Consider the following 24969-nt stretch of genomic DNA (forward strand, 5'->3'; position numbering starts at 1 on the left):
TCCGGCAGGGGTTTCAACCCCTGCCTCAAAGCTGAAGTCCTCTTGTATAGAACTATAAAATTAGTATTTGCCGTGCATAAGTCCTGTATTTGAGTGGTTTTCAACCGACTTTTGCTATTAGACAAGCACTTAAGTCCCTGGCGGGCAAAGAAAGTATTTTGTACTTATTTCTTTGCCAATATCACATAGTCATCAACTGCATAAGTTAAGTCATAAGGTAACTTAAAGTGCTGGCGGAAAAGCGGACTGATAAATTTCTGTAAAGGTAGATTTTCTCTAGCAAAATTTCCAAAGTTAGGATGGGATGTCCTGCTACCGGTTGAGCGTAAATATTTATACCAAACCAAGTTTAAGCCCAGCTCCTCAACAAATTGTTTTACTACACTTAGCTCCTGTTTGCAATCATTAACTAGACGAACATTGTACGCTTTAAGCAACTTCTTTTCTTGAATAATTAGCAAAACGTAACCCGAATCTGTCAGGGTATTTATAAATATATCCTTATAAATTTGATGGGATTTTTCTCTTCTCTCATCATCGTAAAAAAAACAGTGAGAAATCACAATAAAGTCAAAGAATTTTGTGGGCAGCCTTTTAGATTGATGGGCGCTATCAAAGATACTAGAAGTGTCAAACCGAAAGTAAGCATTGATCGCCTGGGGTTCCATATATTGCCGCCAAAACTGGAGTCCGCGATATTGAAAAGCTTTTTGCTGTTCCAGAGAGTAGTAGGATATGTGCATTGGCGGCATTGAAAAAAAGTCGCTACTGCTTTGCAGCAACAAACCGAGTCCGTAAGCAACAGTACCGGGCCCCGCCGCTATATCGAGGATATTGACTGTAGTTGGTAATAACCCTGCCTTGTAAATCAAGAACCAAGCTAGATATGTACAATAAACGTTATCTAGGAAATACCTCATTAAATAGATGTGAGGACTAAGCTCAAAACTGTATTGAGGATCTTGTCCTTCTTTCAGTTTCTGTATATCGTCAATAGCTTGTTTAAGTAAATCATCAACATTGTTTTTTTCCCGGTTCAACTTATTCAGCTCATTTTTGATAAAGCCAGCCAAATGTTGTTCAAAATTATTAAATACTTTCTCATCAATACCAGTGCATTGAATCATACTTTCATCGCAGTCTATCAATTTGAAAGAGTTTGAAATATATTCAATGAACTTTGTGTCGGGAAACAAGGTTAATTCATCAATCCGCGCCAGCGAATCGTCAAGTTGCCCGAAGCTTAGTTGCAGTTCTAATTCTTCTAAATGCCGATCGCCTTCTTTGATGCGGTCATTTGTTTTCTGCAATAATTTCTCAAGCTGTAGGCGCTCTTTATATAGCTTCTGCTGCCATGAGAGTTTTGCCCCGGAATTTTGTATTTGTTTTAAGAGTTGTTTGGCAAGTCGATTATTTTGACTCTTAACGGCTTCGTTAAACTTATGGGAACGCCACCAATTTGCTAGCGGATTACTCATAGCCAAACCCCTCTTTACCTTCCATAATCTCAACCCCCGGAAGCATCGCCATTAATTTGTTTTTAAAGTTGCTATAACTCTGTTGTTCGCTATTGTACCACCAAGCGTACTTTTGTTTAAGAGCTAATGCTTCCTCGCGAGTTGACGCAATTAGCGATCGCCCGTTGCTGGCATGAAAATCCTGAATCACCACCCGATCTACAACTGCCAGCTTGCTAATAAAATCAGCTTCATCTTCCGGTAAGGTAGGGAGGAGTGGCGTCACAGTTATAGAAAATCTGAATTCGCAATTGTCTCGGTAAGGAAAGCTATATCTCAGTTTTGCCATAGCTTTGAGTCTAGCAGTAATACTAGGCGATTTTGGTTCAAAATCTTTCCTCACTTTTTCGCTACCCGTGGGAATGCTCATGTTAATTCGCAACCGCTGAAATTGCTGTAAAATATCGACATCTCTAGTTATCATAGGACTTCGAGTTTGGATAACTAGCGTCGGTTGATAGGGAACCATCACTTGTAACAAGTACCTAGTTAATAGCTGTTTAGATTCAATTGGCTGATACGGATCTGTGACACTACTCATGTAAATGCTAGGTGGTCGATCGGGGTTTTTCTTGTACCAACTATGCAACTCTTTCTTTAAAATTTCGGTGGCATTTTCTTTGATGATTACCCAATTTCCCCAATCTTGCCGCATCTGTGAATTAGGGCTAAAAGCAGCAGCATAACAATAACTGCATCCGTACTGGCAGCCGCGATAAGGATTCAGCGTGAAATCGTAAGCATTGATAAATCCAGTAGCTTTGTTAAGCACTGACTGTGCATTTTGTGCATACACTTTGGAACTTCCAAAGTTTTCTCTGAGTAAGACGGTGTGTTTTCCGGCGGAATATCCTTCATAGTGATACTTTACCATGATTGAACCTGCTACAGTATTAGAATGGAAAATGTTGAGGAATGAGAAAGGCGATCGCGCTTCGATCTTACTACTTCACTGTACCGGACTCAACAAATATCAGCGAAACAGTGGGGAATTACTCAAATTTACAACAAGTTTTTGGAATAACCAACAAGTCAGCCCTTTAAACTCACTGAGACCGACGATATTTTAGCAAAAGTGCTGGAATTAAACCTAGAACTGGCAGAAAAAGAAAAACGGGGAGAACCCGTAGTTGGGCCTTGTGCCAACTAACTAAAAATACTAATCGCAGTTATCATAAATTTGGTCACTCTGCGTATAATCACATAAATTGTTGATATAGATCACAAACACTCTAGTCTAAAAACAGAGATACTAGGGGAAGCGTTGAGTTGCGATCTGTGAGTTTTGAGTTAAAAATTGCAAAATTAAAAATTCAACCATCAAAACTGCTTTCTGCCTTCAGCATAAGTCGGTTCTGCATTTATTCGCTCAATTACTCCTGATTTGTTTGGGAGGAACTTCCAATGTTATTATTTACCAACACTCAGTGTCAAAATAGCAAGGTAGAGCAAGAAACCTCTGCTAAAAAAAAGTTGTTACAGCATTCATCAATTAATTTAACTTGGCTGAAGGGAGGATTTAACCATTTGCGGATCGGTCAAAAAATTAGCTATGGCTATGCTTTAGCTATCGGCATAGCGATTTTGGGAACTGGTGCGGGACTGAGATTGGGAGACTACTTTCGCAAGCAAGCTTTAGTTCAGGTAAATGTTGCTGGGCAGCAGCAGCAAATGCTGCAAAATTTGCAAAATACCGTATTTGAAGCCCGATCGCACGCGGCGAGATTGCCAGTCGTTTTGGGAAACGCCGTGTGGCTGCAATACGAACAGGATCGGTTTTTCGGGCAAATCAATCAGGCGAAAATTTTGATTTCAGAAATTGCATCTTTCGCACGAGAAAATCCCGATAGACTAGCAACAGAAGAGGCAGCATTGCAGGCTAGACTGAAGAAATCTGCCCTCGTCATTGATTACTACGGTCAGCTAATTAAATTGCAGTTAAAAGATGCGGAAGTTTGGAATTTGTCGCCCAACAGCGTCGAGTCCGCACAGCTACAAATGTTGAGGACTAGCAGCGGCCAAGAGGCGATCGTACTAGATAACCTTGCTCAGAGTTTAACCCAGCTAATTTCTACAGTACAAATTCACAAGCAGCAAGGAATCAAAGCATTAGAAGAAGCTGAAGCTTTGCGAAACCGAATTATTCTCGGGAGTATGCTAATTTCAGCACTCATCGCCGTCGCGCTGGCGGACAAAACCAGCCGCGCGATCGCCCAACCCCTCGAAACCGTCACTAATGTCGCTCAGCAAGTCACTCGCGAATCGAATTTTAACCTGCAAGTACCAGTCACAACTGACGACGAAATCGGAGTTTTAGCGGTCTCTTTCAATCACTTGATTCAGCGAGTTAGCGAGTATACACAAGAACTCAAACAAACTCAATCCCAATTAATTCAGACCGAAAAAATGTCATCTCTCGGTCAAATGGTTGCAGGGATCGCCCACGAAATCAACAATCCCGTCAACTTCATCGGGGGCAACATTGACTATGCCAACCAATACATCGAAGATTTGACAGGTTTGGTAACTCTCTATCAACAATCCTATCCAAACCCACCAGATGCAATTCTAGAGCGCATCGAAGACATTGAACTCGAATTTCTCAGAGAAGATTTGCCAAAAACCCTCTCTTCGATAAAACTGGGAGCCGATCGCATTCGCGAAATTGTCGTATCCATGCGCAACTTTTCGCGATTGGACGACGGAAAAATGAAATCAGCCGACATTCACGAAGGAATTGATAGCACCCTCGTAATTCTCAATCACCGACTCAAACAAGGTATTCAAGTTATTAAACAATACGGCAAGTTGCCTGCGCTTGAGTGCTATCCCGCGCAACTGAATCAAGTATTTATGAATATTATTAGCAATGCAATAGATGCGCTGGAGGAGGTGAAAAAGGAAGATAAAGGCTATTCGCCAACCATTTGGGTTAGCACGGAAATTACAGGCGACAATACTGTCACCGTGAAGATTCGGGATAACGGGCCGGGAATTGCGTCCGCAAGTGCCCAACAGATATTTGACCCATTTTTTACTACAAAGTCGATCGGCAAAGGTACTGGATTGGGCTTGGCTATTTCCTATCAAATCCTTGCCAAGCATCACGGCAAAATTGAGGTAAATTCTCAAATAGGACAGGGCACGGAATTTGTGATTACTTTGCCAGTTGCTGCGTAATATAGGACGGGCTAGAAGCCCATCCCACACACAAATCTTGCAAGAATTACTACAAGCTGGCGCGCATCTAATTTTAAGAATCTTCTTTATTAAAACTCTTGTGGGGTGGGCTTTGAGCCTCGCCCATAAAAATAAAGTTAAATGCCGCAACAGCTTATTAACTCACAAATGATTGAAATGGATGGGGGCGGAGGGACTTGAACCCACACGACCGTTTCGGGTCAACGGATTTTAAGTCCGTAGCGTCTACCATTCCGCCACGCCCCCCTTTTTTGAAATTGCTGTGGGTTTGAGCCACTAACAGCAACAGCCTTTTATTCTACAGCCAAAACCCCAATTTACGCAACCCCTAATCAAAAAATTCCCAAAAGTCGCGCTGGAACTCCCCAAGCGGTACAATAGTTAACCAGCGATCGCGGAGCGTGTCAACCCACTGACCCTTGTTATTTTTCCCTTAAACCAAATCTATGTATATTACCTTACTGCTTTACGCCGTGTTGGCCGGAAGCTACCTCCTGGTAGTACCTGCCGCTACCTACGCCTACCTGAACAGCCGCTGGTACGTGGCCACCTCTTTTGAGCGCGGCTTCATGTACTTCTTGATGTTCTTCTTTTTCCCAGGTATGTTTCTCCTAGCTCCATTTTTAAATTTTCGCCCCAAACGGCGGCAGATAGAAGCCTAAATGAGACGTATTGATGTAATTGGAATCAGTCTCGGCTTTTTTGCAGCAGGTGGGTTTGTCTACTTGCTGCTGCAATTCGCCGGACTCGACAGCATGAATGCAGGGATTTGGAGTCAGTTATTTTTGGTCGCCGGCTTGATTGGCTGGCTGGTGACTTATTTATTTCGAGCACTTACTCAAAATATGACCTACAGCCAGCAACTGCAAGACTACAAAGAAGCTGTTTTGCAGAAGCAACTGGATGAACTCACCCCTGAAGAATTAGCCAAACTTCAAGCGGAAATTGAGCAGGAAAAAGATAGTTAGTCATTAGTCCTCAGTCGTTAGTCATTAGTCGTTAGTCATTAGTCATTAGTCATTAGCAAGAAACTCTCTTTCTAATGACGGGATCATTCGGATTTTGTAGTGTTTTTTAGGAGTGCGAGCGTCTCGCTCGCGGGAAGAGCACCCCAAACGATTTTGATTGCGATCGATCGGACATTATATAATGACCAATGACTAATGACTGATGACCAATGACTAATGACTAATGACTAATGACTGATGACTAATGACTAATGACTGATGACTAATGACTGATGACTGATGACTGATGACTAATGACTGATGACCAATGACTGATGACTAATAACTAATGACTATTTCTAATTGTTTTGAAACGTTGCGAAAAAGCAACCAATGTGCATTGATTCCTTTTATTACTGCTGGCGACCCAGACTTGGAGACAACGGCTAAAGCACTGCAAATTTTGGATGATAACGGTGCAGATGCGATCGAGCTTGGCGTTCCCTATTCTGACCCGCTAGCTGACGGGCCGGTGATTCAAGCCGCCGCTACAAGGGCCTTGCAGCGGGGAACGCGGTTAGATGCGGTGCTGGAAATGGTAGCGAAAGTTAGTCCGAATTTGCGATCGCCCATCATTCTCTTCACATACTACAACCCGATTTTGTACCGAGGTATAGAAACCTTCTTGCAGCAAATCAAAAGTGCCGGAGTTCAGGGATTGGTTGTACCGGACTTGCCCTTAGAAGAAGCCGACAGTCTCATACAACCAGCCAACAAATTAGGGATTGAACTAACATTATTAGTTGCTCCCACAAGTCCCAAAAGTCGCATAGAAGCGATCGCTCGGGAGTCTCAAGGATTTATTTACTTGGTCAGCGTGACGGGGGTTACGGGAGTGCGCGAAGGCTTAGAAACGCGAGCAAAAGAGTTGCTGCAAGAACTCCGCAGCATCACCGACAAACCCATCGGCGTCGGGTTTGGTATATCGCAACCCGAACACGCTCGCCAAGTGAAAGAATGGGGTGCAGACGCTGTGATTGTTGGCAGTGCTTTTGTGAAACGCTTGGCCCAAGGCACTCCAGAACAGGGTTTAGAAGCGATCGGCGAATTCTGCAAGAGTCTAAAAACAGCAATTCAAAATCCGTAGCAACTGTGCAGATACTTTCAGCCATTAGACAGATGTGTGCGATCGGGATGGGTCGCGACAATTGCGATTAAAGACCTTGTTGTACTTGAGATCGTACATTCACTGCCTTCTGGTTCCTGACTGGAAGGTTTTTTTTGAGTCCAAAACACAAAACATTTCAACATAGTGCGCGCGCAGAGAACCAAACAGCCATGTAGGGAAACCTCATTGCCGTGTCCGGCACCGGGCGCTGCGACTTTTAATAATTGGTAGAAGATTGAGGATTGTCCATTCCTGATTCCTGATTCCTGATTCCTGATTTTTACCCGAATCCGTTGCCGAAGTTTCTTCTACTATAACTTGAGGAATCTAACTTGAGATAGATGAAAAGCTGCTGTTTCTATTCCTATACTAAAAAAATGTTTAAGTGCCTAATTTTGTAATGCTAGCCATCTACAGAACTACCAGGCGTTTGAGCATTTCACAATAGAAAGGATCATTTTTATGAACAGACTAACTGCATTTCTGAAAAAAATTCGAGCTGTACAAATTTTAACAGTGTTTCTGGCTGGCATTTTAGTATTAGTGAGTACGGCGTGCAGCCGCCCTGATGTAACGGCAGGAAAAACTGATGTAGTGGCAGGAAGAACTTCTGACAAAATTAGAGAAGAAGTGCCGAGTGGGGCTGTAACTTCCGAATACAAAGGCGGCATGAACAACTACAGCGATGTCGATCCCAGAAACCAAAAGGTGACATCAGCAGAAGCAAAAGCTCAGCTTCTCAAAGAGCAAGCGCAGCACCGCATCGACACCAAATCTAGCAACAATGTAGGCGAAAACGTGCGGCGGGTAGCGGACGATGCGACAGACAAACTAGACCAAGTTGGCGAAAAGCTGAATGAGAATGCTCGCACGGCTCAGCGCAAAGCTGATGACTTTGGCGACAAAACCAAAAAAGGTTTTGCTAATCTTAAAGAAAACACTCGCGAAGGCTTGAAGGGAGCGAAAGATATTGTTAAAGAAGCCACCGAGGGAGCAAAAGAAAGAGCAGCAGAGGGTACTGAGTCTCTGAGATACAATACCAGCGGCGGCCAATAAAATATCAATGATGCAGCGCGAGATGCAAGATAGAACGCTGAAGATGCCTCGGACAAGCTTCGCTAGAAAGTGAATCGAGATATTCACAGAACTCAACGAGCGGCAGACGCGATCGACTAATCTCAAATAACGCTGTTTCCTTTTCTGGAAGCTACATTCCGACAGGGGTTTTAATCCCTGTCGGAATTTAGCAAATTTCCTCTGAAGACGACTGCATATTAGGATTTGATTCAATTTTAACCCCTGGGAGGGCTATTAGCCCGAAAGTAGAGTGCAGGGCGGGTTTCAGCAGAATGAAACGGCCCTGTCCTTTCTTGGGGGGGACTGGAGTGCTACTTATTTCACTACGGATTATTTATAATTTCTATAGATTGTATTTTGACTTTTTAAGGTAATAAATTTTTTATCGGTACCGGATATTTTGGGGATCGAGCTATATTAAATTCAATTAATTACACATTGTATTTCTCCAGACACGATACTGCCGTGTTCTTACGGTATTTCGCGTTTATTTAACCGCCTTTGATATTAACCGTAGAAACTTATACCTAAGTAACAGGCTCGAATCCCGATCGCCCAAGTATAAAATGTTGTTCGTTAATAAATAATTGAAATTTTCGACCGACAGATCGAAAACTATGCTGTTTAGGCCCTAATATAGACACACTAGCTTTTTTTAAGTTAATGTCGGGGTTGAAGTCAGCCGATACGGAAGCAACAGTAGAGCTAGTAAATTTGACTGCGGTAATGCCTGGATATCGCTCGATCGCGCAATTGTACACCGATTCTCGATCGGCTGTCGATGGAGCCGTGGGCGAGAAAGACCGGCAACCCGCCCCTAAAATGCTCAAACGTACGTCCTTGTCGCGGAGGATTTCCGGGACGCGGTGCTGCCAAAATACCATAAAGTTGCATCAGCGGCCGTTAATTACATCGGTCGAAATAGTCCTCAAGCGAACAGACATTCTCGACGAACTCGAACGGAGTCCTGTTATTTACAAATATATGAAACATCCCAATATTTAAATTTATCTTGACTGTTAGCTGCCAGATTGAGCCGTATAAAATTGAGCAAAAAGAGGCGACGGATTCGCGATATATTCGAGCCGTAATCCGAAGCCGATCGACAGGGGAAATGGAGGCAAACCTTATCTGGGGAATTGTGTTTCGATGGTAGTAACGATGATGCACTACTTTTACGATGCGCTGGCACATTTGGCAATCTATGCAGATGTCACACCGGCGGAGCGCCAACAAATCCTCAAGCGCGTTGGGGCTAGTCAGAAAAAACTCAAAGAATTCGCGCACGATACCCCGATCGATCACCAGCACAAGTTCGATCTGGTGGAGGCAGAATGGCTCCGCGTTTTGGGGCAGACAGCAGAAGCAATGGAACTGTACGATCGAGCTATTGCCGGAGCTAAAGCTAACGAATATTTGAATGAAGAAGCTCTTGCGTGCGAACTCGCTGCTAAGTTTTACCTGTCATTGGGAAGAGAAAAAATTGCGCGAGTCTACATGATAGATGCCTATGATTGCTATGTCCGCTGGGGAGATCGAGCCAAAATTGACGACTTAGAAAAACGCTATCCTCAATTGTTGGAACCGATTTTGCAGCCAGCAAAACTCGCTGCAAATCAATTAGCAACTTTCGCAACACCTGCCAACCCAAATCAATCGGTGCATCCATCCATTCTGCCATCCATTTATCGGTCTGTGTCGGCGAGTGTGTCAGATTTCGGAAGTTTTTCAAGTCTGCTAAAAGCTTGTCAAGCGCTATCTAGTGAAAGAGATATCGATCGACTGATTGCCAAACTGATGCAACTGGCGATGAGCAATACAGGAGCTGACAAAGCAGTGCTGCTAAAGCCAAACGGCAATCAATGGGAAATCGCCGCTACGAGCGCGATCGACAATTCGGGCGTCCAGAAAGCGATCGGCTTATCATCCGCAACACTCGATGAAAACAGCGATATCCTGCCCCTCAAAATTGTTGACTGCGTTAAAAACTTGTTGAAACCTGTGATTGTGCGGGACATCGCTCAAGAATGCGATTGGGATTCCGACTATTACATCCTCAAATACGAACCGCAGAGCGTGTTGTGTTGGCCGGTTCTCGATCGAGGTAACTTAGTCGGCATTTTGTATCTGGAAAATCGGTTAACGGCAAAAGTTTTTACCCGCGATCGCCTGCAACTTCTCAATCTCCTGTGTTCCCAGGCAGCCATCTGCTTGCAAAATGCTCTGCTGTATAAGAAATATCAGGATTACAACCAACAATTAGAGCGATCGCTAGAAAAATTCAGCAGAACCGAAGCTCAGCTTGCCGAGCAGAAACAAATGCTGCAAGCGATTCTTGATGTCGCTCCGATTTGGATTTGGATGGTTAATCCCAGAGGTAAAGTACAGTTTTTCAACAAGACCTTTTGTGAAGACGTGGGCGTGCCTCTGAGCGCTTTCCTAGCTGTGGAGGATTACAAAGATATACTGGGGGAGAATGCCGCGGGCTGTCTGGTTTCCGATGCAGGCTGCCTTGCCCAAGATTTGCCGCATTACTCCACCGAAATTTTCACGCTTGTTGACGGCAAACAACACTATTTAGAAATCACGAAAGTGCAGTTAAAAAATTCCCAGGGCGAGACGATCGGGATTATTGGTTTGGGTGTTGATGCCACAGAGCGCAAGCAAGCAGCAGAAGTTTTGCAAGAGCAAAATCAACAGCTAGAACAAACTTTAACAGATTTACAGAAAGCGCAACTGCAACTCGTGCAAAACGAAAAAATGTCTGCTTTGGGCAATTTAGTTGCCGGAGTTGCCCACGAAATTAACAATCCCATTGGGTTTATTTCTGGCAATTTAAGCGAAGTTAAAAGGAGTTTGGCCGATGTTATAGAACACTTAGAATTGTATCGCTCCGATGCACCGAAATCGGAAATTGCCGACCATGCCGAAGAGATAGACCTCGATTATCTCTTGGAAGATTTACCGAAGATGATTGATTCCATGCAAGTCGGGTGCGATCGCATTTGCAGCATCAGCACCAGTTTGCGCACCTTCTCCCGAGGCGACAAAGACTACAAAGTTCCTTTTAATATTCACGAAGGCATTAATAGCGCTATTTTAATTTTGAAACACCGCCTCAAAGCAAACGAACAGCGTCCGCCGATCGAAGTGAGGACTAAATACGGCAATCTCCCTAAAATCGAATGTTTTCCCGGTCAATTGAATCAAGTTTTCATGAACCTGCTTGCGAATGCGATCGATGCCTTAGAAGAGTCAAATCTAGGACGCAGTTTTAGCGAAATTTCCGCCAATCCCAACCGCATCACGATTTGCACTGATGTAATGGGCGAAAAGTACATTCAAATTAAAATTGCTGATAACGGCACAGGGATGAAAGAGGAAGTAAAACAGCAGATATTTGACCATTTGTTCACCACGAAAGGTGTCGGCAAAGGAACAGGATTGGGGTTGGCAATTGCCCGTCAGATTGCGGTTGAAAAACATGGCGGAACCATCGAGGTGATTGCGGAGCCTGGAGTTGGCACTGAGTTTGCGATCGTTTTACCTGTGCAGGGATAAATTTTAATTTTAATTAAATGTTTTGTGGGCGATCGGGTAATAACATACAGCAGATTCCACATTTATGAAATACACTCGCCTATCGTTAGTAGGGACACGGCAGTGCCGTGTCCCTACACTTCACAAACTGGAATACGCTGTATATAAGCTGCCCAAGTTATTTTATACTTATTGTCCGCAACAACAGAATTTTTTGTGCAAAACCTCCTCTTGCTTCCCGCCGCTTCACTTGTTCCGCCAAAAGTCGATCGCCCGAAATCCCAAAACTGACCATCACCGCATCAATCACCTCATACAAATCAGCCAATTCCGCCACCAACTCTTCCTCGTGGGCCTCCGCCGCTTCCCCCGCTTCTTCAATCAATTTATGCCGCAAAGCTTGACGGTATTCGGCTTCCGACAATATTACAAACTCGCATTCATTCCCGCTTTGGCGAATAATTTCAGGAATGCGATCGCGCACCAACTTATGATACTCCTTTTCCACGTCAAACTCCCTTCAACCTTGACTAAATGTTTGAATCAACCAGCGATTAATTTCCCCATCATCTTGCGTTTGACTCCGATTCAAAGCTTCCTCAACTAACCGGATTTCCAGCCCCGGTAAAACCCGCGACTCTTGAATTCTCCCGCTACCTCCGCCATTAATCGCAAACGCAAAAACATCCCGCGTGTTTGCACGTTCAACCCAATATTCGCTAATTCCTGCATTTTCGTAAAGCAACCGCTTGTTACCCAAATCATCGCTAAAAGAAGATGCACCAATTTCTATTACCAAATTAGGCGGATCGTATAGATTCAAATTAACAGGTGAATTGCTGTCATTAGGAGGAACTCTCAAATCTGAACCTATGTAGTAAGCTAAATCGGGTTGAAATTCGCGAATACCTGCTTTCCTAAAACTGGTGTTAGTAAACTGAACTACTCGGATATTTCTCAATGTTGCAAACAGAATAACTACACAGGCCATAATTGAATTTTGACGCCCGTGCAATGGCCCTACTGGTGACATTTCTACCCTCATGTGTTCTTGATAATAATAAAACTTGCCCTTTTCCCAAGCTGAATCGTCAGCGAAGGCTAGAAACTCTTCCCACGTCGCTTTCACCCAAATATCCGTTTCCAAAGCCTGCGTAATTGCCGAATTAGAAGTCATACTCCACCTCTACAATTTCCGTATATTCAAATTCATTCGGACTGCGCCTAACTAAAGGATAGCGCGTCCCGCCCAGTTCGATCGCATCTTCTTCACAATCAGCTTTCGGAGAATTGTACACCAGCACGTATTCCCTGCCAATGCAACTTTCCATCTCTCGAGCAACTTCTCCCCGCCACTGAGTTTTAGTTACCAAAACTACCAATTGATTCGCCAACTTCGGCAACTTATTCGCAATTTGCTTGCGATAAATTTCGTCCAAACTCCCAAAGGGAGAATCCATTACAATTGGAAACGTACTGCTATCCGGGCCCATCAAAGTATTCTTTTGACTCCACTCCCGCACGCCCTCAATAATTCCGCCGATAAACGACAAACTGAGAATTTGATTTTCTCCTGTAGAAGCGACCACTAAAGATTCTTTTCCCGACGTGTTTTCTACTAGCGTCAGTTCGTATTTATCGCTCAACTTGGGGATGTAAGGAGTAAAAGAAATTTGACTAAAAATATCTTGCACCCGCTTTTCTAACTGAGAACAAAACTGTTTTTCTAAGCGCGATCGCACTTCAGTTAGGCGATCGATCGCATCCTGAGTCGCAGCAATCCGGCGCTGGGCCAATACTTGCCTTTGCTCGTTCAGTTGCTGCTTGTCGATTTGCTTGTCCAAAGCCACAACCGACGCATTCAAACTCTCAATCTGCTGCTGGTTAGAGCCAGTTTCCCGGTGCAACTCGCCAATTTTTGCATCAATTTCATCCAAGCGCTTTTGCAAGCGGCTGACATCGCCATCAGGAAAATTTCGCAGCTTGTTGTGAATATCGTCTAACTGCGTTTCCACCCGAGAAAGTTCGGTTCTGTCCCGGCTGATATTGCCTTGTTGTCGGTCAATTTCCTCCCAAAAATCAGCTACTTGCCTGTCAATTTCATTTACCCGATCGCTAATCCGAATAGTTGTTTCTTCCACATCGCCAACACCCGCTTTATCCATCCAACCGCTAACCTGTTGGCGAGACTCAGAACCCTCCACTAATTCCGCACCGCAGATACACCGCTGCTGCGCTAATAACTTTTCCAAAAACGGCCGCTGAATCCCCGAAAGCAACGAGCCACATTCTCGTAAACCCCCGACAATAACTTCAAATTCAACCGCCGCATCTGACAGAAATACCGCGTAACCGCGCATAGATATTGAGCGTTTTAGAGCATCTGTAGCTTCTGAAATTTGTTGCTTAAATAAATGGCGCTGCTTTTCCAATTCGTCTCGCAAATTTTGCAATTCGGCGGCACCGCCCAGTAGCAGCAAATCACCGTTAACTGCTTTTCTCAACTCGCCTTGATGAATCAATTCTTGCTCAATTTCTACTTGTTTTTGCAATAATTGTTCTGCATCAATTTGAGACTTTTGCTTCTCTTTCAAAAGTTTCTTAATTTCGGAACTGCCAATCATTCTTAAATCTGTTTCTAGAGACTTTCTGGCATCTCCCAAATGTCTGATCGAGCGATTCAGCACCTCTACTCCCAGCAATTCCTTAGTAGCTTCAGCAATTTCTGCTTTCTTATCGTGGCGGACAATTTGCTCGATTCGCTCCCCGTCAAAAAAGAAATATTGATGCAAACTTTCCGGCAAAATTCGTCCGATAATATCATCAGGATGCTGGGGCGGTAGCATCCAGCGGCCGTCATCTTTTGCTACCTGCATAAACAATTCGCCTTTGCTGTGTTCGACACTATTTTGACTTTTGTAAGCATGGCAACTGCGCCTTACTTGGTAGCGCTTGCTGTCGTGTTCAAACACGATTTCCACCCAACAAGGTACTCGTTTGCCCGGTTTGGCTTCCGCAATAGCGCGTTTATTTACTGATTGTTCTTCCGTAAAACCCGCACTCAGATTTCCGTAAAGTCCCCAAGTAAAGGCATTCATCAAAGCTGTTTTTCCAGCACCGTTATTGCCGTGAATTACTGTAATATTTCGCTCGCTCCAAGCAAGCTTAATTTCTGGACTTTTGCCGTGAAACTGCCGAAAATTGCACAGACTAATTGAAATTAACTTCATACAATTGCTTCCTTAATAATTTTCAAAATGTCATCGCTAATATAGCGGGGAGCCCTCATGTACAGTTTATCTTTTTCAAGTTCCAATACCCGCTCGATAATTTGCCTAACTTCGGTCGGCGCGCTAGTAATTGGTTCCTGTACGTCGCTCAATTCCTGATGAGTTTGATAAGAAGAACGCTTTTCTGCTAAAATGCTTGTCGGTACGGATACGATCGCACTATCTTCATATCTAAACGCCATAATTAGATTTTCATTCAGATTTTCAGTCATAAGAAGAAGGAAGAAGGAAGAAGGAAGAAGGAAGAAGGAAGAAGGAAGAAGGAAGAAGGAAGAAGGAAGAAGGAAGAAGGAAGAAAAATTTAGTTATCGCGAGAGAAGGAATAATGCTATAGCAGATCGTTTTTGAGTCATCTCTCTTTGACGTTTAATTAGGTGAATTTACTTATTATATTGCAAAAATCAAAAGCTACAGGGTTACGCAGAGGAGGAGAAACCCGGTTTCTACGAGTTTTGCTCTCCCCTCACGATAAATCTACAAAGAAACCGGGTCTCTGAAGTCGGCGCGCGATCGCAAACTCAACTAACAACTCAAACTGCAATAAAATAATTCTATCTTTTTAAGATAAACCGAACCTTAATAAATGTCAAATATCTAACAATCCGTAACGTCTCTGAATTTGCAGCAATTTCACCCTAGCTTCTCCAGCATTGTCGGCTAAATCGGCAAATTCCAAGAACCGCTTCAACTCTTTTCGCAGCAAATTGCGCTCGACTTCTAAGCTTTCTCTGCCCAAATCTGGAGGCAAAACTATCATGTCAAATAAAGTTGCCCTTTCCTTCCCCGGATGCGGCCGCAAAATGCGCCCCCGGCGCTGAATAAACTGGCGCGGATTGCTGCTGCTTGCTAAAATTACAGCATTGCGAATTGCTGGAATATCCACGCCTTCATCCAAACACCGAATCGCTACCAAACCTTGCAATTCTCCACTCTCAAATTGTTGGCGCAATCGTTCTCTTTCTGCTAAGGGAGTCGCCGCTGTATAAGTGTTAACTCGATAGCCTAATTCTGAACCCAATAACTTCGCGGTTTCTGTTAGCTGGCGGTTGTTATTTCGGCGCGCACCTCCTTCGATAGCACCGTCGCCGCAGTAAAATAAAGTGTGGGCTGTGTCGAGACGGTGAATCATTAATTCTCGCAACGCTACTAATTTATTAGCCGCTGCTCCAATTAACCGGGCTCGCTGCATTAATAAAGTTGTTAAAGCATCGTTTTCTTGTACTTGTTCATCGCCCCAAAGCGCCCAGCCAATTTTTTTAGTTAAGTAGGAATATTTGCGAGTTTCCGCTTCTGTTAATTCTACTAAAATTGGATAGTATAAATAATGTACCAGTGCTTTTTGGCGGATGGCATCTGCTAAGGTGAGTTCGGGCTGCAAAACAGGGCCGAAATAATCTAAAATAGCTTCGGTTCCTTGTTCGTCGAAATGCCTTTCTGGGGTGGCGGAAAGGGCGAGTCGCAGTCCAATATTGCGCGGCAAACTTTCTCCTAAACGGGGCGCCCCTAAGTTGTGAACTTCGTCTCCAATAATCAGGGTTTTTTCTGGGAAATAGCGCAGTTGCGATCGCAAACTATCTCCCATTAAGGTAGCATTAGTAGTGATGATTGTGAGAAATGCTCGTGAAGCGCAGCTATCCCGTAGGCAATCGCCCGATCGCACTTCATACAAACCCCCAGCCAGCTTGTTTTGCCAACTGCGGGCGCTATCAAAAGCCAAAATAGGTTTTAAACCAAATTTCTCCGATTCGCGCGCCCACTGATTCACCAAGTGGCAGTAAGGGCAAATTACGAGCAGGACTTGCAGGTTAATTTTATTGTATAATTCAGTGGCGATCGCCAGCGCAGTAATCGTCTTGCCGCTACCCGTCGCCATCTTCAGCGTACCGCGTCCCTGATTCGCAAACCAATTAGCAACCGCCACTCGCTGATACTGCCGCAATTGCAGCGATGGCGGCATTCTCGGAAACCCAAATTGCGAATTATTAGCCGTTGAGCGATTCACCTTTAAATGCCGTTAGATGCAAAATTCCCTATACTCAACTGTAACTCATTTCTAATTAAAACTTAACAGCTCAAACAAATCCGCCGCCGACATTTGCAAATCCGACAGCACATCGAGCGCAGGTAAAATATCCTGATTCTCTTTCGCCTCTGGTTGCTGCTGCGGTTTAAAAACAATAACTAATCGTTCTTCCGGGTCAATCAGCCAACCCAATTTAGTCTTATTTTTGAGACAAAACAGAATCTTCTTAATCACGCGACTAGAACTTCGATCCGGCGATAAAATTTCAATTATCCAATCCGGCGCAATTTCAAACCTATTTTCAATTTCTCCCTGAGAATTCAGAGGAATGCGCGACCACTCAAATACTGCTAAATCTGGAACAACAGCACATCCCCCAAAAGTACAGCGCAATTGGGGAAAAGCAAAAGCTAACTTTTGCGGTTTGCCAACTTGATTAATAGCTGATGAAAATTTGATTTGTAACGTGCTGTGTTTGCCTTGCGGCATAGCTTTTTGATAAATTTGACCGTCAACATACTCGCTAGCCGGCTTAGTCTCTGGAAGCAACAAAAACTCTTCCAGAGAAATCTTTGACGGAGACTGAATTGACGTTACCATAAGCCATTAAACCCTCAAAAACTCTTAAAAATTCATATCGCCGTCAGTTTCCCAATCAGCACAACTCTCCGATTCCACACCGGTAGGGTGCATCGCACAAACCAACAAATTTCCCCCGTAAACTTGACCGTGATAGTTGCGACAACCGCGACAAGCCGGCTGCTGCGTCGGCGAAGGGTCTACATAAGTCACCATCGACAAATCTATCTCATCAAACTCCGGGTCAAAGTCCCGGCAAATTTCAATTATCGGTTCGAGAAATTCATTAAATAAACCGTCAAATTCATTGAAATAACCGTCAATGTCGTTAATCAGATTATTTTGTACTTGTTCTGTAAACTCTTCCGACATTTTTGCCAAAACGTCCAGCATTTCGACAAACTCTTCGCCCATTTCGCTGAAAAAATGCTCTACTTCAGAAACAGCATTTTCCATTACTCCGAAAAAATCTTTAGACCAATCTTCCATGAATTTGATAGCTTGCTATTGCAAAATATTTTACAGACAGGTGCAGCCAGCCTCTGGCGAAGCGATCGCACCTACTTTCAATTCTATTACCTATTGCCTGATATCCGTCCACATCTGACAGGGGAGATATTCAAAAAGGGAACTCAAGAGTATTATCCTGAGTTCCCTTCATGCTTTGCGGAGCGAGCTTTTTTGAGTTTAATCCCGCTTCAGCCGCCGCAATTCCTCTTGTAAATTCTGCACCTGTTCGCGGAGCTTGTCTACGCCGCCTGTCTCTTTAGCATCTTTTGCCGAGACATCTTCTTCCTCAGAAATAATTTCAATCCGCCGAGGTTCAGCGGGTTTTTTGTCCCCAGCCGATGTTACGGGGGGCTGCTGCTGAGCCTGTTGCACCATATCATCAACAAAGCGGCGGGCTTCTTCCGTGGACATCTCGCCACGCTTCACCAATTCATCTGCCAGCTTTTGGGCTTCAGTGCGCAATTCAGTTAACTTGCTGCCAGCTTTTTCACCAGCGTAGGAAGCTAGCCCGACACCAAGGTAAACTGCTTTTTGTAAAATATCTCCGAAACCAGGCATAGGAGCTACACCTCAAAAAACTGGGTGAACCGGAGACCACGCCTATTACAAGCATCCCGTGTTGCTGCTACCTTCCGGTCCTGACAAGATTTGGGCGTTGGAATCGCGTGGGTCCAGTTCATTTATTAGTATAACACAGTTATTTATTCTTCAACCACACACCAGTGATAAATTTCATAAATAACGCAACCGTTCTTCACCAAGGGGTCTTCAGCGACGATCGCCTTCGCCTCATCCATCGAACCCGCCTCAAACAGCAACATACCGCCGCCCCGCCGCGCCCAGTAGCCAGTTTTCGCTCGGTGTCCTTTAGAAATCAACTCTCGGACATAAGCTCTGTGAGCTGGCACGTATTGGTCAAAGACAGGCTTTTCGACAATTCCTTGCTCAATTTTGACAAACCAAGGCATTTTTATTTTGGATTTTAGATTTTATATTTTAGATTGGGAATGCGCGATCGGTAATGGGATCTAGGGCAAATGCTCTATATTCCATTTTGCACCCTTTTTTCTTAACTGCGATGGTATCCCATGAACCAGTCAAAACAGCGATTTTTTATTGCCCTAGTGCCGCCGCCCGATATTGAACAGCACATTACTGAGATTAAACTGTATTTTGCGGGAAACTACAACAGCCGCGGTGCTTTGAATTCGCCGCCGCACATCACGCTGCAACCTCCTTTTCACTCGTTAGCGGCTGATGTTCCCAAATTAGAGGAAAGTTTGAACCAGTTTTCTGCAAATCGGCTGCCAATTCCCGTTACTTTATTCGGTTTTGCTGCTTTCGCGCCCCGCGTCATTTACGCTGATGTTGTCAAATCGCCAGCATTGCTGGAAATTCAACAAGATTTGATGAGTTATATCGAAGCAAATTTGGGAATTGTCGATCGAGTTTCTCAAAGTCGCCCATTTGTACCGCACATGACAGTGGCTTTTCGCGATTTAACTAAGGATAATTTTCAAACGGCTTGGTTGGAATTTGCAGGGCGATCGCTCTACTTTGAGTTTACTGCTTCCGCATTAACTTTACTGCTTCACGACGGCAGCCGGTGGAACATCAGCAACCAATTCCCATTTTCCGCCTAAACTTTCTCCCTTCTCTTTCTTCGCGTCATAAGCCTCTTCGCGGTTCGTTTTCCCAAAAAAATCTTATTAGCAAATCATCATTAGACCTCTTGCAAAAGTCCTTTTAATCAAATTTTGGAACGGGCAAGATGCCCATTCCACAAGAAAAAAACTTTTTGTGGGATGGGCCGGAGAGCCCGTCCTAATTATTTTTGCAAGAGGTCTATTAATCAACACTTCGGACAGTTTCATGGCTGACTCGCGAGGGGCGAGAAACCCGGTTTCTACGAGTTTTGCGTCTAGAAACGAGAAATATTCGTAGAAACCGGGTTTCTGAGGTCGTGCGTCCACAATTAAAGCCAGTCACAACTTACCGATCGATCTTATTAGGAGTTGCAAGTGCCACTGTTCCGTAAACCGAAATTCCCGACAGTTTCAATATTTGAATTGCCGAGTTAACCGTAGTACCGCTAGTGTAAATATCATCAACTAACAGCACTCGATCGCGCGGGAGCCGGCGGCGAAAATCTTTCCCCAAATTCAAAGCATTTTTCATTTCCGCTTGCCGCTGCTGCGGTGTCAGAGCGAACAAAGCCTGAGTATTTTTCACTCGCTCCAAACCGTGCCGCTGCAAAGGCAAATTAGTCAGCTCGCAAAAACTTTCAGCCAAAAGTTCCGCCTGGTTAAAACCGCGCTGCTTGAGCTTTTCTTGGTGCAGGGGAATCGGTACAACTGTTAAATTGTCAATAGCCAATTCGGGAAAACTCAGCCAAGCTTCCGCCAGCCAGCCGCCGAAAGGTTTCGCTAATTGCGGATTGCCGTCATATTTCAAAGCTGCGATCGCCCGTTTGAGAACCCCGCCGTACTCGCCCCACACAAAAACACGCTGCTGTGAATGCCAAAATCGACCCGGATCGGCTAACTGACATCGCTGAAGTTGCTTGTGGCAGTACGGACAAAACTCTCCGGCGGCAGGTCGCTGACAAAGAGAACAGTTAGACTTAAGAAATAGATTGAGAAAAGATTTGACTAATCCCGTCCATTGTCGCTTGTTCATCCTAAAATTGTGGTAAGTGATTAATAGAAAAAACTCTCAAATTCAATCTGTTTGCAAGAACAGACTCGCAGCGTGAAAAACCTCTACTGGCTAGACAAAATTCAACCTTCAGACCGAGAGGCAGTGGGAGAAAAAGCATTTTACTTGAGCTGTTTGCTCCAGAAAAATCATCCCGTTGTACCGGGTTTTGTCGTGCCGGCTAAAACATTTTGGCAGTTTTTAGAGTCGATCGACTGCCTAGAACCGCTGTTGGCTGACTGGCCGCACTCTTCCCTCCACTTGAATGTCGATGAACCCAGACAACTGCAATCGATCGCCCGCAGCATCCGCCACCAAATCCTCGCCGGCAAACTGCCAGATTCACTGATCTCCAGCCTAGAGTCTGCTGTTTCTCAACTAAACTTAAACTCAAACTCCAAAGCCTTAATTTTTCGCCCTTCCCTGACTTCCTGGAACCCAAAAACAGTCGGAATCCTGGAAGCTCACGCAGTACGGGCAGAACCAGAAGCAATGGGGGCCGGACTCAAACGAGCTTGGGCAGAACTGTTCAGAGCCCGAAGTCTATTTTACTGGCAGCGGTGCGGCATGGGGATACAGCAAATCAATCCCGCAGTTTTGGTGCAGCCGCTTGAAGCAGCTCGCGCCGCGGGCGAGGTGAAAACTAACGCGGGTGCAGCCTGGGAAATCCAAGCCACCAGCGGTTTGGGAATGTCCCTCGCTAGGGGAGAAACCATCCCCGATTACTATAAAGTGCAGCCGGAAACAGGCGCGGTTAAATTCCAGCGGCTCGGTTACAAAACATTAGCCTACAATCTCAAAGTCGGCGATGGTGAACCGAAAAAAAAACTGCATATCGGCAATTTTGCTGCTTTCCCAATTCCCGATCATCCATTTCTCCTTCCTGATTTTGCTGAGAGTTGCGTGGAAGTTTTAGCGCTGGGAAAGGAAGCACAAAATGAATACGTTTTAGAGGAATCGAAACTGCAAGAAATCATTGAATTGAGTAAAAAAGCGAGCGCAGAATTTGACTCTGATTTGATCTTGGACTGGACGATAAATCAGACAGAAAACAGCAGCGAACCGCATTTTTATTTTACTCAAGTTCGTCTTTTGAAAGGGGAAAAAGTCGCGTCGGTATGGGAAAAGCCGATCGCCAAGGCCCGGACTCCTGCGCTCCTCAGAGGTTTGGCTGCCGCATCAGGAAAAGTTGAAGCAATTGCCCAAGTTATGACTAATTCCCACCCAGAAAACGCCCAATTCTTAGCCGGAGGCATTTTGGTAGCCCGGACAATCGAGCCGCACTGGCTGCCTTGGCTGAAAGTTGCTGCTGGGGTAGTTGCGGAACAAGGAGGCATGACAGCCCACGGCGCTATTTTAGCCAGAGAATTGGGGATTCCCGCCGTTGTGGGAGTTGCCGGGGCCACTCGGGCGATCGCCTCGGGCGATTGGGTGTTGGTAGACGGCGATAGCGGAGAAGTTTTTGCCACCGCCGAACAGGATGCGATCGAGAAACCAGACAGCAACCGGCTTCGGGACACAGCAAAAAATGCAGATACATACAGTACAGCCGCCAAAATGTCAATAGCCAACCACCAATCTTCAACCTCAGATCGATCGTCCAATCCCGGGCATAAATCGCGACGGGGTGAGCCTGCCGAATCAGTTTGGGGCGCGCCAACGGCTACTCAACTGCTAGTTAATATCAGCCAAACAAGTTCGATCGACCGCCTCAAAAATCTGCCAATAGACGGCATCGGATTGCTGCGATCGGAATTAATGGCATTGGAAGCTTTGGACTGTGAAAACCCCAAAGTTTGGTTGCAAAACGGCCGCCAATCGGAATTTGTCGATCGCATGGCGGATTGCCTCAGTTTATTTGCTGCTGCCGTTTCGCCGCAGCCGGTATTTTATCGCTCTCTCGATTTGCGCGAATCAGGAACCCACGGCAGTTTCAGTTCTACCTTTGAACCCGAGTTATTTGATTGGGAACTGTGCGTACTTAAAAAAGTCTGCGATTCAGGTCATACAAATGTCAATTTAATTTTGCCTTTCGTGCGCTCTGTTGAGGAGTTTGTCTATTGCCGCCAGCGCTTAGAAACTATTTGGAAAAAACGGCCATCCGAGTTTAAACTGTGGATTATGGCGGAAGTTCCTTCGGTGTTATTTTTATTGCCAGATTACGTAAAAGCAGGAGTTCAAGGAATTTCCATCGGCACCAACGATTTAACTCAATTTTTGTTAGGCATTCACCGCGACTCCGAACAGGTAGCAGGTGGTTTCAACGGGCGCGATCGAGCAGTGATGAGGGCGATCGAACAATTAATCCGACAGGCCCGGGCTGCCGGCATTCCTTGCTCGATCTGCGGCGACGCTCCAACATTGTATCCCGAGACAGTTGAATCCTTTGTGGGGTGGGGGATTTCGTCTATTTCGGTCAATGTCGATGCTGTAGAACAAACTAGCAGGGCGATCGCCCGCGCCGAACAGCGCCTTCTCCTAGAACTCGCTCGATCGATAATTAACAATTAACCACTCCCGGACGCACTTTACCTCAGAAACCCCGTTTCTACTCTAAATCATAGCTTTGGCAAGCAGCCACCGGCTCAGAAACCGCGTTTCTAGACAACCCGTGCATCCAGGACTATTAACAACTACAGAAACCCGGTTTTAAATTAGATATAGCAACCGCCCAGACGGCGAGGACATTTTTAATTGGTGAAACCCTTGCTTTTATTGCTTCTTCCTTCTTCCTTCTTCCTTCTTCCTTCTTCCTTCTTCCTTCGGACTGACATCCGTTACATCCGTTACAGAATCCCTTGCCGAACTTCTTCCTTCTTTTTCCTTCCGCTATCAAAAGCTCTGATTTTAAAGCTAGGATAAAAATATCACCAACACTTTACCCGGAGGTACAAACAGTGAAATCCAAAATTATTGCAACCGCAGCAATACTTGCCGCCCTCGGCTGTCTGCATCCCCACCCAGCATTATCTCAACCTGCAACTGACGGCGGGACAAAACCCGGATTCTGGCAACCTCAAGCGCAGGTTGACAATACTCGCAACATTACCCTCAGACTCTTAAATGAAACAGGATTAAACCTAGAATACGGTCAATCAGGTGCCAGCTTGTCATCCTTGCCCGTCGGAGCCACCAAAAACATCATGGTTCGCATCAGCAATCGCACCGGCGACATCGCCAATATTCCGATTAATGTCAAAGGAGGAACTACAACTTTGAAATACGACTATAACGTTGACTCTCAGAAAAACATTGTGACGATTCGCATCAGCCAATCTGACGGCCGCACTAGGCAAGATCGGTCAGTTTATATTGATGAAAAAGGGCGAGTTTACTCTTTCTAAGACTGACGCTCATCAACCCGGTTTCTCCTAATAAATCTTGGTTTTAGCAGCGAGGTATCCGGGAAGAAATCGGGTTGCGAGACTCCCGTGCGTAAATTCAGTCTTTCTCAAAAAGAATGAATCAAGTGCAGCCCATAAAGGTCGATATTTTTGTGCAGCGGATTTGACAACATTGCATCCCCAAAATCAACTGCTGCTAGCAATTCGGCGCTACTTGCGCACTTGAGCATCAGGTGGGTTCCGAAAGGATGTCAACCGCCGCATCGCGGACTAATATCCGCTGTTCCTCTTGATACCTGCGCCTCGATTTCCCTCTTCTTTTGGTTTAGCTTTGTTCACTCGCAAGGGGCGTCCCATCCACTCTGCACCGTCTAATTCGGCAATTGCAGCGTCTTCTTGGGCATCCTCCATCATCTCAACAAATGCAAAACCGCGCATCCGACCGGTTTCCCTGTCTGTTGGCAAGACAACTCGGCTGACAGTGCCGTAATCTGCAAATACTGATTTCAGGTCTTCTTCGGTGGCGCGGTAAGACAGATTTCCAATGTAGATAGTCATGTCGATCGAACTGAACTTGTTGTGCTATACATCATAACCTGTAGGTTTTACTGTCAAGTGCTATCTAGCTTACAACGCCAGCTAATCGTATCTGACTAAAAGGGTTTGCCACACTGACAAACCCTTTGTACTGACTGCAATAGTTACTGTTTTTGCTTAGTCGATCGAGATTGACTGAGGCCCCGTGCTTTTACCGTTGGTGGGTTCGGCAGGGGGAGTAGTGTAGGAAGTTGAACCGGCTTGGTCGTCGATCCAGGTTTTAACGGGCTCTTCGTGAAGGTTAAGCCGAAGCAGGCCAGAAAAAAATCCGCCAGTGAAGGCGATCGGCTGTTGGATCAATTCTTTGACCACGGGGATGAGTTCGTCGATGAACATTCAAGAGTCTCCTTTTGCTGCTGGGGTTCTACCTTAACTGTATCGTTTGTACTGCGATGCTGGCAGCGGCCTACAAAAAACCTTCCAGCGCTTAAGATGCGCGATCCTCTTCGAGGGCTTCGCTAACGGCTAATTTGCCGGCT

The 24969-nt window shown here is 45.1% G+C and carries 26 protein-coding genes, 1 tRNA gene and 1 other RNA gene; 10 read left to right on the forward strand and 18 right to left on the reverse strand.

The window, feature by feature from the left end:
• Positions 1–164: 164 nt before the first annotated feature.
• Positions 165–1478 carry a photosystem II assembly protein gene (locus QUB70_RS02755; protein WP_332978205.1) on the reverse strand — a complete coding sequence of 438 codons (1314 nt, stop codon included), beginning with the start codon at positions 1476–1478 and terminating at the stop codon, positions 165–167.
• Positions 1471–2391, reverse strand: coding sequence for an SPL family radical SAM protein (locus tag QUB70_RS02760; protein ID WP_332978206.1), 921 nt, complete (start codon positions 2389–2391; stop codon positions 1471–1473). Before QUB70_RS02760 ends, QUB70_RS02755 begins: the two co-directional genes overlap by 8 nt.
• A gap of 530 nt (positions 2392–2921) precedes the next feature.
• Between QUB70_RS02760 and QUB70_RS02765 the strand changes: the two genes are divergently transcribed.
• Entirely contained in the window at positions 2922–4697 is a 1776-nt protein-coding gene (locus QUB70_RS02765; protein ID WP_332978207.1) for a sensor histidine kinase, read from the forward strand.
• A gap of 182 nt (positions 4698–4879) precedes the next feature.
• Here the strand turns inward: QUB70_RS02765 and QUB70_RS02770 are convergent.
• A tRNA-Leu gene (locus QUB70_RS02770) sits at positions 4880–4964 on the reverse strand.
• A gap of 200 nt (positions 4965–5164) precedes the next feature.
• Between QUB70_RS02770 and ndhL the strand changes: the two genes are divergently transcribed.
• The 6 genes from ndhL to QUB70_RS02800 all read left to right on the forward strand — a co-directional run bounded on the left by ndhL (position 5165) and on the right by QUB70_RS02800 (position 11471).
• Positions 5165–5380 carry an NAD(P)H-quinone oxidoreductase subunit L gene (ndhL, locus tag QUB70_RS02775; RefSeq protein ID WP_332978208.1) on the forward strand — a complete coding sequence of 72 codons (216 nt, stop codon included), beginning with the start codon at positions 5165–5167 and terminating at the stop codon, positions 5378–5380.
• Positions 5381–5686 (forward strand): DUF3007 family protein, encoded by a 306-nt coding sequence (locus QUB70_RS02780; RefSeq protein ID WP_332978209.1) that lies wholly within the window; start codon positions 5381–5383, stop codon positions 5684–5686.
• 328 nt (positions 5687–6014) lie between these two features.
• Positions 6015–6812 carry a tryptophan synthase subunit alpha gene (trpA, locus tag QUB70_RS02785; protein ID WP_332978210.1) on the forward strand — a complete coding sequence of 266 codons (798 nt, stop codon included), beginning with the start codon at positions 6015–6017 and terminating at the stop codon, positions 6810–6812.
• A 483-nt stretch (positions 6813–7295) separates the two neighbouring features.
• A complete protein-coding gene (locus QUB70_RS02790; RefSeq protein ID WP_332978211.1) occupies positions 7296–7889 on the forward strand; it encodes a DUF6658 family protein in 594 nt (197 codons plus the stop codon).
• Between the two features lie 684 nt (positions 7890–8573).
• On the forward strand, positions 8574–8915 hold the full coding sequence (locus QUB70_RS02795; protein WP_332978212.1) for a hypothetical protein: 342 nt from the start codon (positions 8574–8576) through the stop codon (positions 8913–8915).
• Between the two features lie 144 nt (positions 8916–9059).
• Positions 9060–11471, forward strand: a complete 2412-nt coding sequence (locus QUB70_RS02800; RefSeq protein WP_332978213.1) for a GAF domain-containing sensor histidine kinase — start codon at positions 9060–9062, stop codon at positions 11469–11471.
• Between the two features lie 157 nt (positions 11472–11628).
• Here the strand turns inward: QUB70_RS02800 and QUB70_RS02805 are convergent, their stop codons facing one another.
• The 10 genes from QUB70_RS02805 to QUB70_RS02850 all read right to left on the reverse strand — a co-directional run bounded on the left by QUB70_RS02805 (position 11629) and on the right by QUB70_RS02850 (position 18820).
• Complete coding sequence (locus QUB70_RS02805; RefSeq protein WP_332978214.1) at positions 11629–11958, reverse strand: nucleoside triphosphate pyrophosphohydrolase; 330 nt, start codon at positions 11956–11958, stop codon at positions 11629–11631.
• A 12-nt stretch (positions 11959–11970) separates the two neighbouring features.
• Positions 11971–12627, reverse strand: a complete 657-nt coding sequence (locus QUB70_RS02810) for a Uma2 family endonuclease (RefSeq protein ID WP_332978215.1) — start codon at positions 12625–12627, stop codon at positions 11971–11973.
• Entirely contained in the window at positions 12617–14680 is a 2064-nt protein-coding gene (locus QUB70_RS02815; protein ID WP_332978216.1) for an AAA family ATPase, read from the reverse strand. The genes QUB70_RS02810 and QUB70_RS02815 overlap by 11 nt, the downstream gene beginning before the upstream one ends.
• Positions 14677–14922, reverse strand: a complete 246-nt coding sequence (locus QUB70_RS02820; RefSeq protein WP_332978217.1) for a hypothetical protein — start codon at positions 14920–14922, stop codon at positions 14677–14679. The genes QUB70_RS02815 and QUB70_RS02820 overlap by 4 nt, the downstream gene beginning before the upstream one ends.
• Before the next feature lie 404 nt (positions 14923–15326).
• Positions 15327–16697 carry a DNA phosphorothioation system restriction enzyme gene (locus QUB70_RS02825; RefSeq protein ID WP_332978261.1) on the reverse strand — a complete coding sequence of 457 codons (1371 nt, stop codon included), beginning with the start codon at positions 16695–16697 and terminating at the stop codon, positions 15327–15329.
• A 96-nt stretch (positions 16698–16793) separates the two neighbouring features.
• Positions 16794–17363: a Uma2 family endonuclease gene (locus tag QUB70_RS02830; protein ID WP_332978218.1), complete on the reverse strand. Its 570-nt coding sequence runs from the start codon at positions 17361–17363 to the stop codon at positions 16794–16796.
• A 24-nt stretch (positions 17364–17387) separates the two neighbouring features.
• Positions 17388–17831 carry a hypothetical protein gene (locus QUB70_RS02835; RefSeq protein WP_332978219.1) on the reverse strand — a complete coding sequence of 148 codons (444 nt, stop codon included), beginning with the start codon at positions 17829–17831 and terminating at the stop codon, positions 17388–17390.
• Positions 17832–18029: 198 nt separating this feature from the next.
• Positions 18030–18410, reverse strand: coding sequence for a phasin family protein (locus QUB70_RS02840; RefSeq protein WP_332978220.1), 381 nt, complete (start codon positions 18408–18410; stop codon positions 18030–18032).
• Positions 18411–18433: 23 nt separating this feature from the next.
• Positions 18434–18530, reverse strand: an RNA gene (gene ffs, locus QUB70_RS02845) — signal recognition particle sRNA small type.
• Between the two features lie 23 nt (positions 18531–18553).
• Complete coding sequence (locus tag QUB70_RS02850) at positions 18554–18820, reverse strand: YciI family protein (RefSeq protein ID WP_015179070.1); 267 nt, start codon at positions 18818–18820, stop codon at positions 18554–18556.
• Positions 18821–18940: 120 nt separating this feature from the next.
• Here QUB70_RS02850 and QUB70_RS02855 point away from each other — a divergent pair, with 120 nt between their 5' ends.
• Positions 18941–19495: a 2'-5' RNA ligase family protein gene (locus QUB70_RS02855; protein ID WP_332978221.1), complete on the forward strand. Its 555-nt coding sequence runs from the start codon at positions 18941–18943 to the stop codon at positions 19493–19495.
• A 349-nt stretch (positions 19496–19844) separates the two neighbouring features.
• Here the strand turns inward: QUB70_RS02855 and QUB70_RS02860 are convergent, their stop codons facing one another.
• Positions 19845–20531 carry a ComF family protein gene (locus QUB70_RS02860; RefSeq protein WP_332978222.1) on the reverse strand — a complete coding sequence of 229 codons (687 nt, stop codon included), beginning with the start codon at positions 20529–20531 and terminating at the stop codon, positions 19845–19847.
• A 51-nt stretch (positions 20532–20582) separates the two neighbouring features.
• Here QUB70_RS02860 and QUB70_RS02865 point away from each other — a divergent pair, with 51 nt between their 5' ends.
• Positions 20583–23060 (forward strand): putative PEP-binding protein, encoded by a 2478-nt coding sequence (locus QUB70_RS02865; protein ID WP_332978223.1) that lies wholly within the window; start codon positions 20583–20585, stop codon positions 23058–23060.
• Positions 23061–23175: 115 nt separating this feature from the next.
• On the opposite strand, the gene QUB70_RS02870 is transcribed toward QUB70_RS02865, so the two are convergent.
• Complete coding sequence (locus tag QUB70_RS02870; protein WP_332978224.1) at positions 23176–23385, reverse strand: hypothetical protein; 210 nt, start codon at positions 23383–23385, stop codon at positions 23176–23178.
• A gap of 61 nt (positions 23386–23446) precedes the next feature.
• Between QUB70_RS02870 and QUB70_RS02875 the strand changes: the two genes are divergently transcribed.
• Positions 23447–23893, forward strand: a complete 447-nt coding sequence (locus QUB70_RS02875) for a hypothetical protein (protein ID WP_332978225.1) — start codon at positions 23447–23449, stop codon at positions 23891–23893.
• A 107-nt stretch (positions 23894–24000) separates the two neighbouring features.
• Here QUB70_RS02875 and QUB70_RS02880 read toward each other — a convergent pair whose 3' ends face one another.
• From QUB70_RS02880 to QUB70_RS02890, 3 genes are all read right to left on the reverse strand, one after another.
• The gene (locus QUB70_RS02880) at positions 24001–24123 is read right to left on the reverse strand and encodes a hypothetical protein (RefSeq protein ID WP_332978226.1); all 123 of its coding nucleotides are present in this window, start codon (positions 24121–24123) and stop codon (positions 24001–24003) included.
• 40 nt (positions 24124–24163) lie between these two features.
• Complete coding sequence (locus tag QUB70_RS02885; protein ID WP_332978227.1) at positions 24164–24451, reverse strand: RNA recognition motif domain-containing protein; 288 nt, start codon at positions 24449–24451, stop codon at positions 24164–24166.
• Positions 24452–24607: 156 nt separating this feature from the next.
• Entirely contained in the window at positions 24608–24826 is a 219-nt protein-coding gene (locus QUB70_RS02890) for a hypothetical protein (RefSeq protein WP_332978228.1), read from the reverse strand.
• Positions 24827–24969: the final 143 nt, after the last annotated feature.

This window comes from Microcoleus sp. A003_D6 (genome assembly GCF_036702825.1).
GTDB lineage: Bacteria > Cyanobacteriota > Cyanobacteriia > Cyanobacteriales > Microcoleaceae > Microcoleus.

Coding starts and splice junctions, on each gene's coding strand:
- QUB70_RS02755 (WP_332978205.1), bottom strand. CDS start 1,478: ATGAGTAATCCGCTAGCAAATTGGTGGCGTTCCCATAAGTTTAACGAA.
- QUB70_RS02760 (WP_332978206.1), bottom strand. CDS start 2,391: ATGGTAAAGTATCACTATGAAGGATATTCCGCCGGAAAACACACCGTC.
- QUB70_RS02765 (WP_332978207.1), top strand. CDS start 2,922: ATGTTATTATTTACCAACACTCAGTGTCAAAATAGCAAGGTAGAGCAA.
- ndhL (WP_332978208.1), top strand. CDS start 5,165: ATGTATATTACCTTACTGCTTTACGCCGTGTTGGCCGGAAGCTACCTC.
- QUB70_RS02780 (WP_332978209.1), top strand. CDS start 5,381: ATGAGACGTATTGATGTAATTGGAATCAGTCTCGGCTTTTTTGCAGCA.
- trpA (WP_332978210.1), top strand. CDS start 6,015: ATGACTATTTCTAATTGTTTTGAAACGTTGCGAAAAAGCAACCAATGT.
- QUB70_RS02790 (WP_332978211.1), top strand. CDS start 7,296: ATGAACAGACTAACTGCATTTCTGAAAAAAATTCGAGCTGTACAAATT.
- QUB70_RS02795 (WP_332978212.1), top strand. CDS start 8,574: ATGTCGGGGTTGAAGTCAGCCGATACGGAAGCAACAGTAGAGCTAGTA.
- QUB70_RS02800 (WP_332978213.1), top strand. CDS start 9,060: ATGGTAGTAACGATGATGCACTACTTTTACGATGCGCTGGCACATTTG.
- QUB70_RS02810 (WP_332978215.1), bottom strand. CDS start 12,627: ATGACTTCTAATTCGGCAATTACGCAGGCTTTGGAAACGGATATTTGG.
- QUB70_RS02815 (WP_332978216.1), bottom strand. CDS start 14,680: ATGAAGTTAATTTCAATTAGTCTGTGCAATTTTCGGCAGTTTCACGGC.
- QUB70_RS02820 (WP_332978217.1), bottom strand. CDS start 14,922: ATGGCGTTTAGATATGAAGATAGTGCGATCGTATCCGTACCGACAAGC.
- QUB70_RS02825 (WP_332978261.1), bottom strand. CDS start 16,697: ATGCCGCCATCGCTGCAATTGCGGCAGTATCAGCGAGTGGCGGTTGCT.
- QUB70_RS02830 (WP_332978218.1), bottom strand. CDS start 17,363: ATGGTAACGTCAATTCAGTCTCCGTCAAAGATTTCTCTGGAAGAGTTT.
- QUB70_RS02835 (WP_332978219.1), bottom strand. CDS start 17,831: ATGGAAGATTGGTCTAAAGATTTTTTCGGAGTAATGGAAAATGCTGTT.
- QUB70_RS02840 (WP_332978220.1), bottom strand. CDS start 18,410: ATGCCTGGTTTCGGAGATATTTTACAAAAAGCAGTTTACCTTGGTGTC.
- QUB70_RS02850 (WP_015179070.1), bottom strand. CDS start 18,820: ATGCCTTGGTTTGTCAAAATTGAGCAAGGAATTGTCGAAAAGCCTGTC.
- QUB70_RS02855 (WP_332978221.1), top strand. CDS start 18,941: ATGAACCAGTCAAAACAGCGATTTTTTATTGCCCTAGTGCCGCCGCCC.
- QUB70_RS02860 (WP_332978222.1), bottom strand. CDS start 20,531: ATGAACAAGCGACAATGGACGGGATTAGTCAAATCTTTTCTCAATCTA.
- QUB70_RS02880 (WP_332978226.1), bottom strand. CDS start 24,123: ATGCTCAAGTGCGCAAGTAGCGCCGAATTGCTAGCAGCAGTTGATTTT.
- QUB70_RS02885 (WP_332978227.1), bottom strand. CDS start 24,451: ATGACTATCTACATTGGAAATCTGTCTTACCGCGCCACCGAAGAAGAC.
- QUB70_RS02890 (WP_332978228.1), bottom strand. CDS start 24,826: ATGTTCATCGACGAACTCATCCCCGTGGTCAAAGAATTGATCCAACAG.